The sequence below is a fragment of the Guptibacillus sedimenti genome, from assembly GCF_028610665.1.
In the GTDB taxonomy this organism is placed as follows: Bacteria; Bacillota; Bacilli; order Bacillales; family Guptibacillaceae; genus Guptibacillus; species Guptibacillus sedimenti.
This window is the reverse complement of record NZ_JAQQWV010000002.1, coordinates 968,743-990,786: the sequence shown is the minus strand read 5'-3', so window position 1 is coordinate 990,786 and position 22,044 is coordinate 968,743. Positions and strand designations below refer to the sequence as shown.

Annotated in this window: 19 protein-coding genes; 1 reads left to right on the top strand and 18 read right to left on the bottom strand. The window is 43.2% G+C overall.

Going from position 1 to position 22,044, the window contains the following annotated elements; translation table 11 throughout:
* The 9 genes from fmt to PQ578_RS13450 form a co-directional block, all read right to left on the bottom strand.
* On the bottom strand, window positions 1-939 hold the full coding sequence (fmt, locus tag PQ578_RS13490) for a methionyl-tRNA formyltransferase (protein WP_273834809.1): 939 nt from the start codon (window positions 937-939) through the stop codon (window positions 1-3).
* A 2-nt stretch (window positions 940-941) separates the two neighbouring features.
* Window positions 942-1,418, bottom strand: coding sequence for a peptide deformylase (gene def, locus PQ578_RS13485; protein WP_160919284.1), 477 nt, complete (start codon window positions 1,416-1,418; stop codon window positions 942-944).
* 21 nt (window positions 1,419-1,439) lie between these two features.
* Window positions 1,440-3,839: a primosomal protein N' gene (gene priA, locus PQ578_RS13480; protein ID WP_273834808.1), complete on the bottom strand. Its 2,400-nt coding sequence runs from the start codon at window positions 3,837-3,839 to the stop codon at window positions 1,440-1,442.
* A complete protein-coding gene (gene coaBC, locus PQ578_RS13475; RefSeq protein WP_273834807.1) occupies window positions 3,836-5,044 on the bottom strand; it encodes a bifunctional phosphopantothenoylcysteine decarboxylase/phosphopantothenate--cysteine ligase CoaBC in 1,209 nt (402 codons plus the stop codon). The genes priA and coaBC overlap by 4 nt, the downstream gene beginning before the upstream one ends.
* Before the next feature lie 105 nt (window positions 5,045-5,149).
* On the bottom strand, window positions 5,150-5,356 hold the full coding sequence (gene rpoZ, locus PQ578_RS13470; protein ID WP_202407214.1) for a DNA-directed RNA polymerase subunit omega: 207 nt from the start codon (window positions 5,354-5,356) through the stop codon (window positions 5,150-5,152).
* Window positions 5,356-5,970: a guanylate kinase gene (gmk, locus tag PQ578_RS13465; protein WP_098443332.1), complete on the bottom strand. Its 615-nt coding sequence runs from the start codon at window positions 5,968-5,970 to the stop codon at window positions 5,356-5,358. The genes rpoZ and gmk overlap by 1 nt, the downstream gene beginning before the upstream one ends.
* A gap of 22 nt (window positions 5,971-5,992) precedes the next feature.
* Window positions 5,993-6,253, bottom strand: a complete 261-nt coding sequence (remA, locus tag PQ578_RS13460) for an extracellular matrix/biofilm regulator RemA (RefSeq protein ID WP_098443331.1) — start codon at window positions 6,251-6,253, stop codon at window positions 5,993-5,995.
* A 69-nt stretch (window positions 6,254-6,322) separates the two neighbouring features.
* Entirely contained in the window at window positions 6,323-7,198 is an 876-nt protein-coding gene (locus PQ578_RS13455; RefSeq protein WP_273834805.1) for a YicC/YloC family endoribonuclease, read from the bottom strand.
* A gap of 108 nt (window positions 7,199-7,306) precedes the next feature.
* On the bottom strand, window positions 7,307-9,991 hold the full coding sequence (locus PQ578_RS13450) for a calcium-translocating P-type ATPase, SERCA-type (protein WP_273834804.1): 2,685 nt from the start codon (window positions 9,989-9,991) through the stop codon (window positions 7,307-7,309).
* A 115-nt stretch (window positions 9,992-10,106) separates the two neighbouring features.
* Between PQ578_RS13450 and PQ578_RS13445 the strand changes: the two genes are divergently transcribed.
* A complete protein-coding gene (locus tag PQ578_RS13445; protein ID WP_273834803.1) occupies window positions 10,107-11,804 on the top strand; it encodes an Rqc2 family fibronectin-binding protein in 1,698 nt (565 codons plus the stop codon).
* A gap of 37 nt (window positions 11,805-11,841) precedes the next feature.
* On the opposite strand, the gene PQ578_RS13440 is transcribed toward PQ578_RS13445, so the two are convergent.
* Genes PQ578_RS13440 through PQ578_RS13400 form a run of 9 tightly spaced genes read right to left on the bottom strand, consistent with a single transcriptional unit; the run spans window position 11,842 to window position 22,006 of the window.
* Entirely contained in the window at window positions 11,842-12,498 is a 657-nt protein-coding gene (locus tag PQ578_RS13440) for a class I SAM-dependent methyltransferase (RefSeq protein WP_273834802.1), read from the bottom strand.
* A 10-nt stretch (window positions 12,499-12,508) separates the two neighbouring features.
* Entirely contained in the window at window positions 12,509-13,156 is a 648-nt protein-coding gene (pyrE, locus tag PQ578_RS13435; protein ID WP_273834800.1) for an orotate phosphoribosyltransferase, read from the bottom strand.
* Window positions 13,140-13,865, bottom strand: a complete 726-nt coding sequence (gene pyrF, locus PQ578_RS13430; RefSeq protein ID WP_273834798.1) for an orotidine-5'-phosphate decarboxylase — start codon at window positions 13,863-13,865, stop codon at window positions 13,140-13,142. Before pyrF ends, pyrE begins: the two co-directional genes overlap by 17 nt.
* Window positions 13,838-14,779, bottom strand: a complete 942-nt coding sequence (locus PQ578_RS13425) for a dihydroorotate dehydrogenase (protein WP_273834796.1) — start codon at window positions 14,777-14,779, stop codon at window positions 13,838-13,840. The genes pyrF and PQ578_RS13425 overlap by 28 nt, the downstream gene beginning before the upstream one ends.
* Window positions 14,776-15,543, bottom strand: coding sequence for a dihydroorotate dehydrogenase electron transfer subunit (locus PQ578_RS13420; RefSeq protein WP_273834795.1), 768 nt, complete (start codon window positions 15,541-15,543; stop codon window positions 14,776-14,778). The genes PQ578_RS13425 and PQ578_RS13420 overlap by 4 nt, the downstream gene beginning before the upstream one ends.
* Entirely contained in the window at window positions 15,540-18,749 is a 3,210-nt protein-coding gene (gene carB / locus PQ578_RS13415; protein ID WP_273834794.1) for a carbamoyl-phosphate synthase large subunit, read from the bottom strand. The genes PQ578_RS13420 and carB overlap by 4 nt, the downstream gene beginning before the upstream one ends.
* Window positions 18,742-19,830 carry a carbamoyl phosphate synthase small subunit gene (locus PQ578_RS13410; RefSeq protein ID WP_273834792.1) on the bottom strand — a complete coding sequence of 363 codons (1,089 nt, stop codon included), beginning with the start codon at window positions 19,828-19,830 and terminating at the stop codon, window positions 18,742-18,744. The genes carB and PQ578_RS13410 overlap by 8 nt, the downstream gene beginning before the upstream one ends.
* A complete protein-coding gene (pyrC, locus tag PQ578_RS13405; RefSeq protein WP_273834791.1) occupies window positions 19,830-21,110 on the bottom strand; it encodes a dihydroorotase in 1,281 nt (426 codons plus the stop codon). Before pyrC ends, PQ578_RS13410 begins: the two co-directional genes overlap by 1 nt.
* Window positions 21,110-22,006: an aspartate carbamoyltransferase catalytic subunit gene (locus tag PQ578_RS13400; protein ID WP_273834977.1), complete on the bottom strand. Its 897-nt coding sequence runs from the start codon at window positions 22,004-22,006 to the stop codon at window positions 21,110-21,112. Before PQ578_RS13400 ends, pyrC begins: the two co-directional genes overlap by 1 nt.
* Between the last annotated feature and the right edge of the window lie 38 nt (window positions 22,007-22,044).

Genomic DNA, 22,044 nt, shown 5'->3' with positions numbered 1-22,044 from the left:
CTATTCACCAAATCTCTCATTTTTCTCGAATGTTCTACCTTGTAAATACTGCGCAGTTGTCATGCGCTTCTTGCCTGCTGGTTGGATTTCCGTTAACTTAATCGCGGTCGTGTTTCCTGTTGCAACAACAGGTCCATCTGCGTCTGTATAGAGGACAGAGCCTGGCTCAGCCTTCTCAGCACTTTCGATCTTCTCTCCCCACCAGACTTTCATTACTTTGCCTTCATATTGTGTAAAGGCCACTGGCCATGGATGTAAGCCGCGAATGTGGTTATAAATTTCTTCACCAGTTTTTGTCCAGTCGATTCGCTCTTGCTCCCGTTTAATATTAGGGGCAAACGTCGCCTCATCATCCTTTTGCTTCACAGGCGTTAATTCACCATGAAGAAGCTTTGGCAACGTTTCTTTTAAAAGCTTTGACCCTGACGCACTTAGTTTATCATGCAGGCTTCCAGTATGATCACGTTCTTCAATTGGTACGATTGACTGGGTTAAAATATCACCCGCATCTAGTTTCTCCACCATATACATAATCGTAATGCCCGTTTCTTTCTTTCCTTGCAGGATCGAATAATGAATTGGTGCACCACCGCGAAGTTCGGGTAACAGTGACGCATGAACATTAATACAACCGTGCTTCGGTGCTTCAAGTAGCTGATTTGGTAAGATTTGGCCAAAGGCTGCCGTTACGATCAAATCTGGATTTAAATCTAGAATAGGTTGAAGCTGAGCTGGATCTTTCACCTTCTCAGGTTGTAGCACAGGAAGACCATGTTTCTCAGCAGCTACCTTAACAGGAGGAGGCGTTAGCACTCTTTTTCTCCCTTTTGGACGGTCTGGTTGCGTAACGACACCAACGATCGTATACCCTTCTTCTACTAGCATATCAAGAACAGGAACAGAGAAATCCGGTGTCCCCATAAATACGATTTTTGTCATTGTTATTCACCGTCTCCTTCCTGCTCAGGGTCAATGTAGCGAATGACTTTCTCTGTAAACAATACGCCGTGAAGATGATCAATCTCATGCTGAATCGCTCTCGCAAAGAACCCTTCCGCTTTTAATTTAAACGGTTTACCAAAACGGTTCAGCGCTTTTAACGTGATGGTATATGGGCGCTCAACTTCGCCAAATAGACCAGGGAAACTTAAGCAACCTTCAAGGTCGACTTCTTTTCCGGATGATTTAATAATCGTTGGATTGATTAGTTCTAATGCCTCTTCTTCTCTCGTATCAACAACGGCAACTTGTTTTCGAATACCGATTTGTGGTGCAGCGAGTCCAACGCCCTCTGCTGCGTACATTGTCTCAAACATATCATCGAGTAGCTGATGCAACTCTTTATCGAATTCCTCTACAGGATGGCATTCAACTTCAAGCACCTCATTTGGATGCAACACAATTTCTCTCATAGCCACGCGTATACTCCCTTTCACATTCTACATCATCATATAAGGTTGTGTATCGATGGATAGCTGTAAACCACCACGACTTATTTCCTTTGAAAAATGCTTTTGAATTTCTTTTAAATGATGAGTTAAGTTCGGTTCAGTTTTGTATTTTATCATGCATTGATAGCGATATCTATCTTTGATCCGTGGGATCGGTGAGGCTACAGGACCTAACACAACACTTTGTTTTGATAAGTGGTCCTTTAAATAAGCTGCAATTTTCTCTGTCACATCAACTGTTTTGGTTAACTCTTCATGCGAAACATTCACCATGGCAAGAAAATAAAAAGGCGGATAACCAAATTGTTTTCGTGTCACCATTTCACGCTGATAAAAGGACTGATAGTCGTGTTCGGCAGCCATTTCAATGCTGTAATGTTCTGGTGTATAGGATTGAACAATCACTTCACCTGGTAGCAAATGACGCCCTGCGCGTCCACTTACTTGCGTTAGCAGCTGGAACGTTTTCTCGGAAGCTCGGAAGTCAGGGATATGGAGCATGGCATCTCCTGCTAATACGCCAACAAGGGTCACATTTGGGAAATCAAGACCTTTGGCAATCATTTGTGTTCCGAGTAGGATATCTGCTTTTCCTTCTCCGAATTGATTCAAGAGCTTCTCATGTGCTCCCTTACGTCTCGTTGTATCAACGTCCATCCGCACCACCCGTGCCTCTGGAAGGATTTTTGTTAGTTCTTCCTCAACGCGCTGTGTACCTGTACCGAAAAATCGAATGTGCTCACTTTCACACTCAGGGCATTGAGTTGGAAAACGCTCTTCATGGCCACAATAGTGACACCGCATCGTTCCGTTGATCTTGTGATACGTTAAGCTAATGTCACAATGAGGACACTCTGCTACATACCCGCAGTCCCGACACATCACGAAAGTTGAATAACCTCGGCGGTTTAAAAAGAGCACCGTTTGCTCTTTCTTCTCTAATCGATCTTTTAATTTGTCATAAAGATCGTTTGAGAACATCGAGCGGTTACCGGCTCGTAATTCTTCTCTCATATCAACAATTGATACAGTCGGCATAGCCTGCTTATTTACTCTGTGCAACAATTCAAGAAGGGTATAAACACCTTTTGATGCACGTGCATACGATTCAAGCGATGGCGTTGCGCTCCCTAATACAACCGGACAGTTGTAATATTCGCCACGCTTAATCGCTACATCCCTTGCATGATACCTAGGATTTTCTTCTTGTTTATAGCTGCTCTCATGCTCTTCATCAATGATGATAATGCCAAGATTCGTAAATGGAGCAAAAACAGCTGAACGTGCGCCAACAACAACTTTTACTTCTTTCCGATGAATTTTTCGCCACTCATCATACTTTTCTCCACGGGAGAGCCCACTATGTAAGACCGCTACCTCGGAACCGAATCGACTTTTAAACCTGGTCACCATTTGTGGTGTTAATGAGATTTCGGGAACAAGTACAATGGCTTCCTTGCCCTGCTCTAGCACGCGGTGAATCGACTGCAAATAAATTTCTGTCTTACCGCTCCCTGTTACGCCATGAATAAGAAACGTCTGATGATGATGATCTTCAATACTTGTCAAAATGGGGGTTATCGCTTGTTCTTGCAAGTCAGTGAGCTCAAGAGCCGTCGAAGGAGTAAATTCCCGCCCCTTATAGGGATCACGGTAAAGCTCAACTTCTTCTTCTTTTAATATTTCTTTTGAGACGAGTGATTTGATCGTTGACCGCGTTGTATCAAGCATATCCATGAGCTCTTTGTACGAAACAGCTCCTTCATTCTCTATGAAGTGCGCGATGATTTCCTGTTGCTTCAATGCGCGATTTCCCATCTTTTCCTTTTCTTGTTGAAGCTCGTCCTTCTGAAGTGCGGCTGATACAGAGAGAATGGTTTTAGGAGCGGTCTTTTCCTTTACATCATACCGTACCTCAAGCTCATCGTTTTTGATGGCCCGGTTTAATTCTTTATGACTAAAATGCGAAAGAAAATCGTCCCATTTCACTCCGTTAGAGGATACCATCCGATGCCATGGCGCTTCTTGATTGATACGATTTCCAAGCACAACTGTTTTCGTCACGTTTGCTTTCATCGCAGCTGGTAACATAGCCTGAAGGGCTGATACTGCATAACAAAGCGCCTTTTCTGTAAGCCAGAACCCTAGATCAAGTAACTCCTGCGTTAATATGGGGGTAACATCTTTTACTTCACTTAATTCTTTTAATTTAGCATGCTCTGATTCATTCGCGACCGAGATCACAAATCCCTGAATTTTTCTCGGTCCAAAAGGAACCACAACTCTCATCCCAGGTTCTATCATCTCTTCCCATTCATCAGGAATCGCATAATCAAACAGGCGATCAGTTTGATTCGCCGGTACATCGACTATGACTTTTGCAATCATGAACGAGTCACGTCCAATCGATTCACTTCATCGAGAATGCGATTCGCTGCCTCATGCTTGGATTGCAAGGGAAGTTCAACGCGTTCCCCATCACGATGAAGAAGCGTCATAACATTGGTATCTTTATCGAAGCCTGCACCCTCTGCTTTAATATTGTTCGCACAAATCAAATCCAAATTTTTCTTTACTAGCTTTTTCTGTGCAAATTCATCCAACCGCTCCGACTCTGCTGCAAACCCAACAAGAATTTGATTTTTCTTTTTTTGGCCAAGCGTCCAAAGAATGTCTTTCGTCCGCTCCATCTCAATCACCATTTCACCCTCAGATTTCTTCACTTTTTCTGAAGCAATTGTAGCAGGTCGATAGTCGGCAACGGCGGCAGCTTTTATAACAATATCAGCCGTCTCAGCTGCCTGTAGAACAGACTCAAACATTTCTTCTGCGGTAACGACATCAATACGTTCAACACCTTGAGGAGTGGAAAGAGAAACTGGGCCTGCCACCAATGTGACATCCGCACCACGGTTCGCCGCCTGCTCCGCTAAAGCAAACCCCATTTTTCCGGAAGAATAGTTTGTAAAATAGCGAACTGGATCAACCGGTTCTCGCGTTGGACCTGCCGTGACGACTACTTTTTTCCCAGCTAAATCGTTCGCATCTTCCTTAAAATACGTTTCTAACGTTGCCAGGATATCTTCAGGCTCTGCCATGCGTCCTTTACCAACATAGCCACATGCAAGTAACCCTTCTCCAGGCTCAAGAAAATGACAGCCAAACGAGCGGAGGATGTCCATGTTATTCTTAACAGCAGGATGGTCGTACATGTGAACATTCATCGCTGGGGCTACCCATACGGGAGCTTCGGTAGCAAGTAACGTCGTTGACATCATATCGTCTGAGATTCCGTTCGCAAGCTTACCAATGATGTTTGCTGTAGCAGGCGCGATAAGAACGAGGTCTGCCCAGTCCGCTACGTCAATATGGGCCACTGCTGTCGGGTCCTTTTCTTCAAAAGTATCCTTATAAACATCATTTCTGGAAAGCGTTTGAAACGTTAATGGTGTAACAAATTCAGTAGCAGATTTTGTCATTAACACCTTCACTTCCGCACCCGTTTGATAGAGCTTACTTGTGAGAGCGGCTGCTTTAAAAACAGCAATCCCGCCACTAACACATAGCAATATCTTCTTTCCCTTTAGACTCATAAGTTTCACCTTCCGTCCAAATAGTTAACATAATATAAATATAGTAAAGAGAAGCTAATTTAAGAAAAAAATAACAACCTATTCTCATAGGTTGTTACTTTTCACTCAGTCTTCTATCATGCCGTCTGCAAGTAGTTTGCCATCAAGTACTTCTTCAAGTGCTTTACCAACAGCCTTTACTGACTTTGGACGATCAACATAAACATTACCAGTTTGTTGAATCGTGCGCGCACGCTTAGCTGAAAGTGTTGCAAGTGTGTACTTTGAATCAATGCGGTCCATTAGTGAGTCAATCGATGGGTATAAAATCATTATTTAACCTCCGTTACATTCTTATATTTATGGGCAAGACGATCACGTCTTAAGTGCTCTGCTGTAATAATAGCACGAATTCGCTCACAAGCTAATTCTACTTGATCATTTTCAACGATATAATCGTATTCATCAATCAATTCGATTTCTTCTTTCGCAACGCCCATACGGTTATCAATTAAATCATTCGATTCCGTACCACGGTTAACGATACGATTGCGAAGTTCTGTTAAGCTAGGAGGCATTAAAAAAATAAAAGCTCCTTCAGGAAAATGCTTACGAACTTGCTTTGCTCCTTGCACTTCAATCTCAAGCAACACATCTTTCCCAGACTGCAAGGTCTCTTCTACATAGTCAACAGGCGTGCCGTAGTAGTTCCCAACGTAATGGGCATACTCAAGCAGCTTATTGTTTTCGATCATATCTTCAAATTCTTCATGAGATTTAAAGAAATAATCAACTCCGTTCACTTCACCTTCACGCGGTTTGCGTGTTGTAACAGAAATGGAATACTGTACCTCGTCCGCATTATGCATGAAAGCTTTTCTTACTGTTCCTTTTCCAACACCGGAAGGGCCAGAGAGAACAATTAACAACCCACGTTCTTTTTCCATACTAACCTCCACTTTATAGATGCTACTCGTCTGAAAGCTCGTCTTTGTTCCCGAGACGCTGCGCGACTGTTTCAGGCTGGACTGCCGAAAGAATAACATGGTCGCTATCAGAAATAATAACGGCACGCGTTCTTCTTCCATATGTTGCGTCAACAAGCATATTGCGGTCCCTTGCAACAGTGATAATTCGTTTGATTGGTGCCGACTCTGGACTAACAATTGAAACAATTCGATTCGCATTCACAATGTTACCGAATCCGATATTGATTAATTTAATACTCATGGTCGTTCCTCCCAGGAATCACGATTCTATTTTTACACCAGTAGGGTGATTTTAAACAAAGCGCTAAGGCTATTCAATATTTTGAACCTGCTCACGAACCTTTTCCACTTCGCTCTTAAGATCAATAACATGTTGGCTGATCTTATGGTGTTGAGACTTGGAACCGATCGTATTCAGCTCCCTATTCATTTCCTGCACTAAGAAATCAAGTTTCCTTCCTACGACACCATCATTACTAAGAATATCATGGAATTGGTCTAGGTGACTACGGAGCCGCGTGATTTCTTCATCGATACTCGCTTTATCTGCAAGATACGCCACTTCCGTTAGAATACGCGCCTCATCGATTGCTTCAAGTTCTTTAAAACCTTCGAGTTTCGTGCGTATTCGAGCTTCAAATGAGGATGTTACTTCATTTGAAAGCATTGAAATGGAAGTTAAGACATCTGTCATTTCTCGAAGCTTTGTCCTTATATCTTGCTCAAGGGCTTCCCCTTCAATTTCTCGCATTTCAACAAGTCGAGCGACCGCTAAATTCATCGTAGCAAAAATCTCAGCCTCTAGCTGATTGATGTTTTGTTCTTTCTCAGTCACTTGATAGACATCCATATTTAAAAGCTTAGAGGCAGACAAATCTTCTTGCAATTCGTATCGTTCGGAGGCTTGTTTTAAAATCGTTATGTATTGGTCAAGCAAATTCCAATCCACCTTTACGTCCGATGATCGAAACCCAGCTCCATCAATGGTTAAATAAAGCTCCACTTTCCCGCGCGCAATCGTGCGCTGAATGGCCTTCTTCATTCTACCTTCGAGATGAAGGAGCGCTTTTGGCATGCGAAATGTACCATCGAAGTAACGATGGTTAACGGATTTTATTTCTACCGTTATTTGAACATCTTCTTCCTCATGCGATGCTCTCCCAAATCCGGTCATACTCTTAACCATATTATCACATCCAATAGCTATTCTAACCAATTGTACCACTTCATCAAACTGAAACAAAGGGATATCTCTTTCTTATTATGAATCTGGAATAGAAAAAACAGAGGGTCATTACCCTCTGCGGCGTTGTCTTTTAAAAAAGGTTGTACCTGCTAATAGGAACGTTGGAATGCTAGAAAAGACTAATATAAGCATCCATTCTCTCATCGATAAATAAGTTGTATGGAAAATCGGTTGAAGAGGTTCATAATAGATGACCGCGAGCAGTAATCCAACCGAAGAGAGTACTGCAAGGACAAGGGCTTTATTCTCAAAAGGGTTACGATGAAAGATCGATCGTTCACTGCGACAGTCAAACACATGAATCAATTGAGCGAGCACGAGTGTTGAGAATGCTACAGTTTGTGCCTGAACAAGATCATTTGGGTTTTCACTATAGCAAATCATAAAGGCAGCAAGTGTACAGGCTCCTATCATGATACCGCGAGAGATGATCTTCCATCCTAATCCTCTAGCAAAAACGCCTTCTTTTGGCTTACGGGGATCTCGCCTCATCACATTCCCCTCTGCAGGGTCAAGTCCAAGCGCCATTGCTGGCAGTCCATCCGTCACGAGATTGACCCAAAGAATTTGAATCGGTACGAGCGGAAGGGGCAGCATCAGTAATATCGCAAAAAGCATGACAAGAATTTCGCCAACGTTTGAGGCTAGCATATAGCGGATGAATTTTCGAATATTTTCATAAATGTTTCGTCCTTCTTCTACCGCCGCTCTAATCGTTGTGAAATTGTCGTCGCTTAATATGAGCGATGATGATTCTTTTGCTACGTCTGTCCCCGTCACTCCCATTGAAATACCGATATTGGAAGCTTTAATCGCGGGGGCATCATTCACCCCATCTCCTGTCATCGCAACGATGTGACCTCTATTTTGAAGAGCTTTCACAATTTTTAATTTGTGTTCCGGTGATACACGCGCAAACACGTAAATGTCTTCTACTTGATTTTCTAGTTCCTCTACGCTCAGAGAAGAGAGCTTACTTCCTTCCATAACTTTGCCACGCTCAGGTAAAATTCCTAAATTAAGGGCAATCGCTTTAGCTGTTGTCACATGATCACCAGTAATCATAATCGTTTTAATCCCGGCGGTTTTGCAATCAGCTACAGCCTGCTTCACTTCTTCACGTGGCGGATCAATCATTCCCTCTAAGCCAACAAAAGTTAAGCGAGATTCGGCTTGTACGCTATGAAGCATATTGTCTTCATTTTGGATCGGTTTAAAAGCGACGGCGATCGTTCTTAAAGCTAATTCACCAAACGCATTTAACTGCTCCTGAATTTCTCTTTCATAGCTTTTGCGAAGCGGCGCTTTTTTCTCACTCCATAACACCGATTCACACTGCTTAAGAACAATATCCGGTGCACCTTTTGCGATCACGTACCGTTTTCCAACTGAATCTTCAACTACTATGCTCATCATTTTTCGGTTGGAGTCAAAAGGAAATTCCTGAATGATTGTAAATTCCTCTTCCCTCACATCTTCTGTTAGTCCGGCCTTCATTGCTGCGGCAACCAGTGCCCCTTCCGTTGGATCACCGTCAAGAACGTATTCGCCGCTTTTTTCCATCACTCTCGCATTGCTACAAAGCAACCCAAAAGTAAGCAGCTGCTTCAGCGAACGTTCCTCATCAGAATAAACGCGCGTATTGCCTTTAAAGAAGTCGCCATAAGGAGAATAGCCAGACCCGGTAACATCCCACGTCTCTCCGCCTGCCCAAAGCTTTGTAACCATCATTTTATTTTGCGTGAGTGTTCCGGTCTTATCTGAACAAATAACGGTCGCACATCCGAGTGTTTCGACAGAGGGGAGCTTTCGAACAATGGCTTTTCGTTTACTCATTTTTTGCATGCCAATCGCAAGGGCAATGGTAACGATTGCCGGCAAGCCTTCAGGAATGGCCGCGACTGCGAGGGACACTCCAGCTAAGAACATACTATAAACATCTCGTCCCTGAATAATCCCAAGCACGACAACTAGTGCCGTTAACAGAAGAGCTGCAGCTATTAGCACTTTACCTAACTGTTCTAATCGATTTTGAAGAGGTGTTTCCATTGTATCAGCGGATTGAATGAGATGAGCGATTTTTCCCATCTCTGTTTTCATCCCAGTTGCTGTCACAACCCCAACACCTTTTCCTTTCGTTACAAGTGTCCCCATAAAACCCATGTTTTGCTGATCACCAGGACCAGGTTGTTCATCTCGTATCGCCTCTGGGTGCTTGTTTACAGGTAATGATTCTCCGGTAAGCGCTGATTCTTCAATTTGTAACCCCTGACAAGTTAAAAGGCGTAAATCAGCCCCAATCCGGTCTCCGCTTTCAACTCGAACAATATCCCCTACAACTGCTTCTAATGCAGGGATGGTCGTCCAATCACCATCACGAAGGACCTTCATCTTTGGTGATGATAACTGTTTTAATGCCTGGAGGGATTTTTCTGCTTTTCGTTCTTGTACAAAGCCAAGAATCCCGTTCATTAGGATGATTAGGATAATGGCGATCGCATCAAGATATTCTCCAAGTAATCCGGATATAAGCGTAGCCGCCAGGAGGACGACGACCATAAAGTCTTTGAATTGGGCTAAAAACATTAAGATCATCGATGGTCGTTCTGCTTCATCTAATTGATTTAGACCAAAAACTTTTCTTCTTCTCTCTACTTCATCGGAACTAATTCCCCCCTCGCTTGTCTCCAATTCCTCAACAACTTCTCCTTTTGTCATGTTATACCAGTTCATGATCTACACCCCGATCCTGCACGTAATGTCGCTAATAATTCAACTATATTCAGACAAGCTCAAAAAAATGCTATACTAAGAATAATGTCTAGTGATAGGAATGTAGGTGAACGATATGTCTTTTGACGGTATGGTAATGAGAGCCGTTGCACATGAAACGAACGAACAATTAAAAGGTGGGCGCGTGACAAAAATCTATCAGCCCTATGCAACTGATTTATTACTTGTGATTCGTTCTGGTGGAAAAAACCATCAGTTGCTTTTATCAGCTAACCCATCTTATGCAAGAATTCAAATTACGCAGGAATCTTATGCGAATCCAAAAGAACCACCAATGTTCTGCATGCTGCTTCGTAAGCACTTAGAAGGTAGTATTGTGGAAGAAATTAAACAAATTGAAAATGAGCGAATCATCCACGTTACGTTTAAAGCTCGAAATGACCTTGGCGATTTAACGACAAGAACATTAGTTGCTGAAATAATGGGACGCCATAGTAACGTGATTCTATTAAATGAATCGAACATGATTTTAGATAGCATTAAGCACCTTTCTCCGTCTGTAAACAGGCATCGAACGGTACTTCCGGGGCAGGATTATATCGCTCCCCCTGCGCAAAACAAAGTTTCGCCGTTTGGATTAACAAGAGATGATTTTCTAAGACAAATCGATTTTAACGCAGGGAAATTGAGCCAGCAGCTCGTGCAAGCTTTTGGTGGACTTTCACCTCTCATCGCAAGTGAAGTGATTCATAGAGCTGGCCTTGCAAATCGCTCAACGCTACCTGAAGCTTTCTTCGATGTTTTTCAAAAACTAGAGCACCACGACTATGCGCCGCAAATGGTGACAAGTTCAAAAGAGTTCTTTTCAGTTGTTGAGCTTACCCACTTAGCTGGTGAGAAAAGAGCTTTTGACTCCGCTAGTGAACTGCTCGACCGTTTCTATTACGGAAAAGCCGATCGTGATCGCGTGAAACAGCAGTCAAATGATCTTGAGCGTTTTCTATCGAATGAATTAAAGAAAAACGAGAAAAAAATTAAGAAGTTATCACGTACAATTGAACAAGCCCAGGAGGCTGACACATACCAACTGCTTGGCGAGCTGTTAACCGCAAATATGCATGTAGTAAAACGAGGCGATAAGCAAGTAGAAGTTCAAAACTATTATGATGAAGATGGTGGAACAGTTCAGATCGAGCTGAATCCACAAAAAACGCCGTCTGAGAATGCGCAAGCTTATTTCAAGCGCTACAGTAAAGCAAAAAATTCTATTTCCGTTCTTGAAGAGCAGATTACGATGGCTCATCAAGAAATTGCTTACCTTGAACAACTCATTCAGCAGTTAACTTCTGCTTCACCACGAGATATCGAGGAAATTCGGGAAGAGCTTGAAGAAGAAGGGTACATTAAAAAGCGACGCAAAAAGAAAAAATCAAAGCCAACAAAACCTCAGCTTGATGTTTACCTTTCTTCTGACGGGACAGAAATTCTGGTTGGGAAGAATAATAAACAAAATGAGTATTTAACGAATAAGTTGGCCGCTCGAAGCGAAACGTGGCTCCATACGAAAGATATTCCTGGATCACACGTTGTCATTCGAAATAAGGAATATACAGAGGAGACGCTACTTGAAGCAGCTAATCTCGCTGCCTACTTCAGTAAAGCCCGTGAGTCTGGCTCTGTTCCAGTTGATTACACGGAAGTGCGTCACGTTAAAAAACCAAATGGTGCTAAACCCGGGTTTGTGACATATGATCAGCAAAATACGTTATATGTAACACCTGATCAAGATCTTGTTTTTAGAATGAAGAAGTAATGAAAAGGTTCCCGCTACATTTAGCGGGAACCTTTTTTTATAAGGATGCTACTGTAATAATGGCCAAACCATCCAGCACTTCAACATGTTTTGTTTCCTTCGCACCTAAACCTTTAAGCTTTTCACTTAACTGATCTGGTGAGTAGCGGTGCCTTTTTGTTGATACATTCGACCATTTTAGCAAAGAAGTTTGTTCAAAACCGCTCATATTATGCTTTTTTGCATATGAGAAAGCTGCCATTTGGTCCATTTGTAAAGACGGATTTAACATCACAACCTTCCCGCCTTCTTTTGTTACACGAATCATCTCTTTCATGCCTGCTTCAGGCTCAGGTAAAAGAAACATGACGCACGTTGATAGAGACAAATCAAACGAGTCGTCCTCAAACGCAAGGTTGCATGCGTCACCTTCTGAAAAGTGACTTTTATTCGACCGATTCAAAAAGAAGAAGTTTTGTTTGCTAGCTTTAACCATTTCAGATGATAGATCAACACCTGTCAGCATGCTCGCTTCCTCAACACCACGAAGAAGAAGTCTCCCTGTTCCACACCCTACATCGAGAACGGATTTTTCTTCCCATGAACCGGAAGCTTGTTTTAGTTCATCATGAACGGCACCAAGCCACTTTGTTCGTGCCATATCATCAAAAAAGGATACGAGTGAATCGAACTCTTCTCCCTGCATTTTTCTCATCTTACCCCTCCTAAACGGAGAGATCTTTCAACTGCTCCAACCATTCTTTTGAGGATGGATTGTCGCGCCAGTGAAGCAGTGATTGAACCTCTCTTTCTTCAATCATACCTGTTTCTACGGCACATGTTAACAATTCATCGAAATTGGTGAGCGTATACCAGGCAATTTCCGCGCTCGCGAACTGCTCTGCTCCCTTTTTCATTCCATATGTAAAAATGGCGGCAACACCGAGCACGTTAGCGCCAGCAGCTTCTAATTGTTTCACAGCATCAATCGCACTGCCTCCTGTTGAAACCAAATCTTCAATCACAACGACTTTTTGTCCTTCCTTTACTTTTCCTTCAATCACATTTCCTTTTCCATGGCCTTTTGCACTTCCTCGAACATATACCATCGGAAGATCGAGAAGGTCGCTTACCCAGGCAGCGTGAGGAATACCAGCGGTTGCTGTTCCGGCAATCACTTCTGCATCAGCGTATTTTTCTTTCACCATAGCGGCTAGCCCACGCGCAATTTCCTTTCTTACCTTTGGATAAGAGAGGGTTAAACGATTATCACAGTAAATCGGTGATAATAAACCTGATGACCACGTAAAAGGGTTATTTGGCTGAAGGCTGACAGCTTCAATTTCTAAAAGTGCTTTAGCGATTGACTTCATTTATATTCCTCCACTCTGATTTTAAGATGTCATATGCCGCTAATGGGTTTTTCGCTCCTGTGATGCTACGTCCGACCACAATAAAATCACTTCCTAAAGACCGAGCTTTCTTAGGAGAGCAGACGCGGTTTTGATCTCCGGCCATATCGCCTTCTAATCGAATCCCTGGTGTTACCGTTAAGAACGATTCTCCGCACGCTTCTTTGATCATCGGAACTTCAAGAGCTGAACTAACGACCCCATCAAGTCCACTTCCTTTTGCAAGCTCTGCAAGAGACACAACACTATTTTTCATATCTGTTGCAATATGGAGTTCGCTTCGAAGCATTTCTTCTGAAGTACTCGTTAATTGCGTGACACCGATGCATAAAGGCCGTTTTTGTCCGCCGCGAGTACCTGCTTCTAGCCCTTCCAACGCCGACTGCATCATCCGTGATCCTCCGCTCGCATGTACGTTAATTAAGTCAACACCTAGACCAGCAAGACCCTTCATCGCTTTATTTACTGTATTTGGAATATCATGTAGTTTCAAATCAAGGAAAACGTGATGACCTAGCTGTTTTAATTCGTCCACAAGCTTTGGTCCGTATTGATAAAATGCTTCCATACCCACTTTTACAAAAAGCTTCTCTCCTTCAAATTGCTTAAGGAAATCATTTAGCTCTTCCTTTTCCGAAAAATCTAGTGCGAGGATGATTGAAGATCCCATTCCGTTTTCCAGCTCCTTCCTGATAGCTCAGAAATATGTTGAACATTTAATTCGTCCAGCAAAGCTGGTAACGCATCAATAATAGTAGGACAAGTGAATGGATCCACAAAGTTTGCTGTTCCAACCGCCACAGCGCTCGCTCCAGCAAGGAAATACTCAATAACATCTTCTGCTGACTGCACCCCACCCATTCCAATAATCGGAATGTTGACTTGCTGACTCACTTGATGAATCATACGAATTGCCACAGGTTTAATCGCCGGACCTGATAATCCTCCCGCTCCATTTGCAAGGATCGGCTTACCTGATTTTAAATCAATTCGCATACCGAGAAGCGTATTGATCATCGTTAACCCATCAGCGCCCGCACGTTCAACAACTTTTGCCATCTGCACAATATCTGTCACGTTTGGCGAGAGTTTGACGTAAACAGGAACCGATGATACGTTTTTCACTGCTTTCGTGACCTCAAATGCCGTTTCAGGCACCGTTCCAAATGCGAGACCACCTTCTTTCACATTTGGGCAAGAAATATTCAACTCAAGCGCATGGACGTTGTCTGCCGTTGAGATTCGCTCTGCAACAGCCACGTAGTCTTCTATCGTCGATCCAGCCACATTCGCAATAATTGGCACGTTATAGTTCGATAGCCACGGTAACTCCTCTGTCATCACACGCTCAAGTCCTGGGTTTTGAAGACCAATCGCATTTAACATCCCTGATGTTGTTTCTGCGACGCGAGGGGTTGGATTACCGAAGCGCGGCTCATGCGTTGTCGCCTTCACCATAATCGCTCCAAGCTGATCCAGGTTATAAAACTGACTATACTCTTTACCAAATCCAAAGCAGCCTGATGCTGGCATGATCGGATTTTTTAGATCTAAGCCTGGGAGCTCAACTCGTAATCGATTCATAGAACAACCTCCCCCGCTTGAAATACTGGGCCATCACTGCATACTTTACGATAATCAAAGCCTGTTTCGTCTCCCTGTACGTGACAAACACATGCGAGACATGCACCAATCCCACATCCCATTCGCTGTTCGAGTGAAAGGTAAACACCTTTTTGGGCACGGTAATTTTCTAGTGCTTTTAACATAGGCGATGGTCCGCAGGCGAAAAGGTAGTCAGCGTTCATATCAAGCTGGTTTGTTACAAATCCTTCTTCGCCATATGTTCCATCTGCTGTTGTGATTGTGACAGGGCCATATGCTTTGAATTTTTCTTCATAAAAAACGACTGAACTCGTTTGAAAACCGTGTACATGCTTCACGTTTACCCCACGGTTCGTCAATTCCTGTGAAAGGTAATAGAGGGGAGGCACGCCGATACCGCCACCCACAAGTAGAGCTGTTTCGCCCTCCTTTGTCCTCTCAACTGGAAAACCATTCCCGAGTGGTCCAAGGAGGTCAACTTCGACCCCTGGTACCATCTCGGCTAATACTTTTGTTCCTTTTCCTTCTGCACGGTAAATCATCGTTAACTCATGCCTTGAAGGATCGATATGACAAATGCTAATCGGCCTTCTTAGCAGTGGATCTGATCCGAATCCTGTTTTAACATGAACAAATTGTCCAGGTTGAAAGCTTTCATCAATCTCCTTATGGAAAACTACCGCTTCATAAATCGAAGCTGCAATTTCTTTTTGTGACACGAGCTCGGTTTTTAACTGCTTCATGAACGAACCACTTCTTTTTCATGAAACTTCGGCATGCTTGTGCTCGTAAACGTCATCGTTTCAATGACCCGTAGCAACGCTTTTGCAGTATCAAGCGATGTGAAGCACACAACACCATTTTCAACTGACTCGCGTCGAATGCGGAAGCCGTCACGAGCTGGCTGCTTTCCTCTTGTAAGCGTATTGATGACAAATTGCGCCTGTCCTTCACGAATGACGTGTAATAAATTTGGCTTTTCTGCGCCAATTTTATTGACGACTGTCACAGGGATCCCAAGATCGCGTATGATCTGAGCCGTTCCTTCTGTCGCAAGAATGTGGTAGCCGATTGCATTGAACCGTTTTACAAGATCGATTGCTTCTTCTTTATCTTTATCAGCGATCGTGAACAAGACTGATCCATGCGTAGGAATCTTCATACCCGAAGCAACAAGCCCTTTATAAAGAGCTTTCTCAAGCGTATAATCGCGACCCATTACCTCCCCGGTTGACTTCATTTCTGGTCCAAGCGTAATATCCACGCGACGCAGTTTCGCAAACGAGAAGACCGGTACTTTTACATACACATCGTCTCGCTCTGCTCCATACCCTGTTTCGTAACCAAGGGAAGTAAGTGATGCTCCTAAAATGACTTTCGTTGCGAGATTCGCCATTGGTACCCCTGTAATTTTACTCAAGAATGGCACGGTGCGACTTGAGCGCGGGTTTACTTCGAGCACATATACTTGCTCATTTTGAATCACATATTGAATATTCAGCAGCCCTTTGATTTTCAATCCTCTCGCAAGCGTGATCGTTTGATCAATAAGTGTTTGCTTCACATCACTGGATAAGCTCTGAGGTGGATACACCGCGATAGAATCGCCTGAGTGAATACCAGCTCGCTCGATATGTTCCATAATCCCGGGAATAAACACGGTATCTCCGTCAGAGATCGCATCAACTTCGATTTCTTTCCCCATCAAATAGCGATCGATTAAGACTGGATGCTGTGGATTCACTTTAACCGCATTTTCCATGTAATGAAGCAGTTCGCTTTCTTTATAGACAATTTCCATCGCTCTTCCGCCGAGAACATAGGATGGGCGAACAAGGACTGGATAGCCAATTCGCTCGGCAATCGAGACAGCTTGATCAACTGACGTTGCTGTTTTCCCTTCTGGTTGTGGAATGTTCAGCTCGGCCATCGCCATTTCAAATTTATCGCGATTCTCTGCTCGATCCATATCTTCTAAAGATGTTCCTAGAATTTTTACTCCTCGAGCTGCTAGTTCGTCTGCAAGATTAATAGCCGTCTGTCCTCCGAACTGAACGACTACGCCTTTAGGCTTTTCAAGATCGATGACGTGCATCACATCTTCGACTGTTAATGGTTCAAAGTATAGCTTATCTGAAATACTGAAATCCGTTGAAACCGTTTCTGGATTATTATTAATAATAATGGCTTCATATCCCGCTTCGCGAATGGCCCAAACACTGTGCACGGTTGCGTAGTCAAACTCAATTCCTTGCCCGATTCGAATTGGTCCTGAACCAAGAACAAGCACACTCTCTTTCGGCGTCTCTAGCGACTCATTTTCTTCCTCATACGTTGAATAGTAATAAGGTGTTTCCGATTCAAATTCACCTGCACAGGTATCGACCATTTTATAGACAGGTCGGATGGATTCTTTTGTTCTCAGCTCATAAATTTCAAGTTCTGTTTGATTCCAGAGAGTTGCAATGATGTCATCTGAGAACCCTTTTTGCTTTGCTTCAAGTAAAAGATCAAGATTCCCTTTATTTTCTGTTAGTTTGTTTTCAAGCTCAATCATTCCTTGTATCTTCACGAGGAAATAATGATCAATCATGCTCCAGTCATGAATTTGTTTCAATGTCTTTCCTCTTCTAAATGCTTCCGCTACAACAAAGATGCGCTCATCATCTGCGAATCGAATTCGTTTCTCCAGCGTATCGTCGTCAAGCTCAGTTAATTCTGGAATGCATATATGACTGACGTTCGATTCTAAAGAACGCACTGCTTTTAACAGTGACTCTTCTAGCGTACGCCCGATCGCCATTACTTCACCCGTTGCCTTCATTTGCGTTCCTAGTTTACGGTTCGCACTTTCAAATTTATCAAATGGCCATCTTGGAATCTTTGATACAACATAGTCTAAAGCTGGTTCGAAGCTTGCATACGTTTTTCCTGTAACAGGGTTTTTCATTTCTGCAAGAGAGAGTCCAACCGCTATTTTTGCTGCTAGTTTAGCAATTGGATAGCCCGTTGCTTTCGATGCAAGTGCGGAGGAACGGCTAACCCTAGGATTTACCTCAATGATGTAATATTGGAAGCTGTATGGGTCAAGAGCAAGCTGAATGTTACAGCCTCCTTCAATTTTCAACGCACGAATAACTTTTAGCGCTACGTTTCGAAGCATTTGATAATCTCGATCTGATAGCGTTTGACTAGGTGCCACAACAATAGAGTCACCTGTGTGAATGCCAACTGGGTCAATGTTCTCCATGTTACAAACGACGATCGCCTGATCCTGACCGTCACGCATCACTTCATACTCTACTTCTTTAAAGCCTGCGATGCTTTTCTCGAGAAGACATTGGGTTACCGGGCTGTACTTTAGTCCACTTGAAACAATTTCTTCTAGCTCTTCATCATTGTTTACAATTCCGCCGCCTGTTCCTCCGAGCGTATAGGCAGGGCGAACGATTACCGGGTAGCCTATTCGTTTCACAAATCGATAGGCTTCTTCGAGATTATGAATAATATCACTTTCCGGTACTGGCTCGTTTAGCTCATTCATGAGCGTACGAAACAAATCACGATCCTCTGCCTGCTGAATCGCATCAAGTTTAGTACCTAACAGTTCTACTTCATAGTCTTTTAAAACGCCCGCTTCTGATAATTCCATTGCCATATTTAGGCCAGTTTGTCCTCCAAGCGTCGCAAGAAGAGCATCTGGTCGTTCTTTTCGAATGATGCGGCTAACAAAATCAAGCGTAAGTGGTTCGATGTAAACTTCGTCCGCAATCGTTGTATCTGTCATAATGGTGGCCGGATTCGAGTTTACGAGAATCACTTCATATCCCTCTTCTTTTAACGCCTGACAAGCCTGCGTCCCTGCATAGTCAAATTCTGCTGCTTGCCCGATGACAATGGGTCCTGATCCAATCACAAGGATTTTTTGAATATCTGTACGTTTAGGCATATGTTTTTTCCCCCTTGAATGTTATAATCATCGTGATAAAGTCGTCAAAAAGTTCGTTGGAATCTTCAGGTCCAGGTGAAGCTTCTGGATGGTATTGCACACTGAAAGCTGCATATTCCTTATGTTTCACCCCTTCAATTGACCCATCATTTACTGCAACATGTGTAACAACTAACTCCGTATTCTCTAACGTTTCAGGTGCGATTGTATACCCGTGATTTTGTGAAGTAATCGCCACGCGTTTTGTAGTTAAATCCATTACCGGATGATTTGATCCTCTATGACCAAACTTCATTTTCTCTGAATTTGCTCCACAAGCAAGGGCAAACAGCTGATGGCCAAGACAAATGCCAAAGAGCGGGATTTTACCAAGGATGCCGTTGATCATCTCTACAGCCTCGGGAACATCTTTCGGGTCCCCAGGGCCGTTACTAAGCATGACGCCATCAGGATTTAAGCGAAGAATTTCTTCCGCTGACGTATTGTACGGAACAACAACCACATCACATTTACGTTTTGTTAATTCTCTTAGAATGCCGTGCTTCATCCCAAAATCGACAAGGACAATGCGGAAGCCCCTTCCTGGACTTGCGTACGGTGCTTTAATGGACACCTGCTTCACCTGATCTCGTTTTAACGGCGTTTCTCTTAGATCACGCGCAATTTTTTCTGGATCGACGTCCATGCTACACATCTTTCCTTTTAGCGTTCCATTCGAACGAATCAGCTTTGTGAGCTTTCTTGTATCAATTCCTTCTAGCCCGGGAATGCCCTTCACACGAAGCAGTTCATCAAGCGTCATTTCATTTCTCCAGTAGCTTGGCACAGCCGTTGCTTCTTTAACGATTAGACCATGGACAGATGGGTTAATTGATTCGAAATCATCTCGGTTAATGCCGTAGTTTCCGATTAACGGATACGTTAGCGTGACGATTTGAGCACAGTAAGAAGGATCTGATAAAATTTCCTGATAGCCGGTCATTCCTGTGTTAAAAACAACTTCACCGCTTTTTTCGATGTCACTACCAAATGCTTTTCCTACAAAAATGGATCCATCTTCTAGTATTAGCTGTCTTTTCATCATTGATCGCTCCCCTTTTCAAACACGATTTTTCCATTTACTAATGTTGCGACTGGCCATCCTTTGCACGTCCATCCAGTAAATGGGGTGTTTCTCCCCTTTGAGACAAATAACTCCGGATTAATATCCGCTTCCTCTAATAAATTAATAATGGTCATATCGGCTTGTACTCCACTCGCAAGCGTACCGTATTCTAGACCAAATGCACGTGCTGGCTTCACCGTTAACCAATCCACAAGTTGCTTGAGCGTAAACGTCCCTTTTTCAACAAATTGAGTGTAAAGAAGCGGAAAGGCAGTCTCCAGTCCAACGATGCCAAACGGTGCTTTCTCCATTGACTGTGCCTTTTCACCCTGTGAATGTGGGGCATGATCTGTTGCAATAAAATCAATTGTCCCATCGAGCAGTCCTTCAAGTAGCGCCTCTCGATCTTCCTTCGAGCGTAATGGAGGATTCATTTTATAATTTGTATCAAGTCCAGGGATGTCATCTTCTGATAGAAGCAAATGGTGCGGTGTCACCTCTGCAGTGACGTTAATCCCCGCCCGTTTCGCATCCCGAACGACGCGTACAGATTCTTTCGTGCTGATATGACAAACGTGATAATGTACGCCTGCTGCTTCAGCCAGCAGAACGTCCCTTGCAATATGTACCGCTTCACATACAGACGGGATCCCGTTTAATCCGTTTTCTTTTGAAAAATGCCCCTCATGAACGCTTCCACCATTAATCAACGTATTTTCTTCACAGTGAGCGACAATGGATAGGTTACTCGCTGCCGCACGCTTCATCGCTTCTAGCATCATTCCTGCATTCTGGACGCCAACGCCATCATCTGTTAACGCAAATGCGCCATTAGTTTTTAGCCCATTAAAATTTGTAAGCTCTTGACCAAGCTGCCTCATTGTAATTGCTCCGTATGGAAGAACCCGTACGCTAGCCGTTTCCTTAATGCGATTCATTAATTTCTCCATCGTATCTTCATTGTCTGGCACAGGTCTTGTATTCGGCATCGCCGCTATTGTCGTAAATCCACCTTTTGCTGCTGCTTTTGTTCCCGTTTCAATCGTCTCTTTATGCTCTCCGCCCGGTTCTCTTAAATGCACGTGGAGATCAACAAGACCAGGAACGAGAAGATTTCCTTTCGCATCGAACGTTTCATGAGCGCCCTTTTCAATACCTTTTGCTATTTCTTCAATTCGTCCTTCTTCATTTACAAGTACGTCCTGCTCGATCAATTCTCCAGCTCCGTTTACTAGTTTCGCGTTTTGGATTAACATTACACGACCATTCCTTTCTGTGTAGGTTGTAGAACTAAATTCAAGCAGGCCATTCGAACATAAACACCGTTTTCCATCTGCTTAAAAATTCTTGAGCGCTCGCATTCCACTAATGTTGTATCAATTTCTACTCCTCGATTAACCGGTGCCGGATGCATAATGATGCTATGCTTCTTCATTCTCTTCTCTCGCTCGATTGTTAGCCCGTATGACTCAAGATAAGAACCAGTGTTGCTTTTTCTTTCATGTCGTTCATTTTGAATACGGAGAAGCATGAGAACGTCTGCCTGTTCCGCTGCTTCATCTATCGTTACAAATGGAAATTCATTCATTGTTTCGTCTTGCCATTCAGGTGGGCCGGAGAAGCTTACCTTTGCTCCCAGTCTCTTTAATAGGTGAGCATTTGAGCGTGCCACTCGGCTATGCTTTATATCTCCAGCAATCACAACGTGAAGTCCTTCGAATCGCTTGAACTCCTGCCGAATCGTTAGAAGATCAAGTAAAGATTGTGTTGGATGATGACCACATCCGTCTCCAGCATTAATGATCGACATCGCCGTTTTTTCAAGTAATGGTGCGAAATACCTTTCATCCTTGTGCCTAACGACCACTGCGCTTACACCAATTGCTTCAAGCGTCTTGATCGTGTCGTACAGCGTTTCTCCTTTTTGTACACTGGATGAGGAAGTTTCAAAATTCAACACTTCATATCCCAATTTCTTTTCTGCTACTTCAAAACTAAACCTCGTTCTTGTAGAAGGCTCAAAAAAAAGATTGGCAATAAATATAGGTTCCTTGGTTTGAAGACTTTTTCCTTTTCGAAAACGCTCAGCCTGTAGTAATATCTCCTGGATTTGATCTAGTGTAAGAGACGTCATATCAAGTAAATGCTTCAAATCATTCACTCCATTTCCTTCATTTTTGTTCAAAAAAA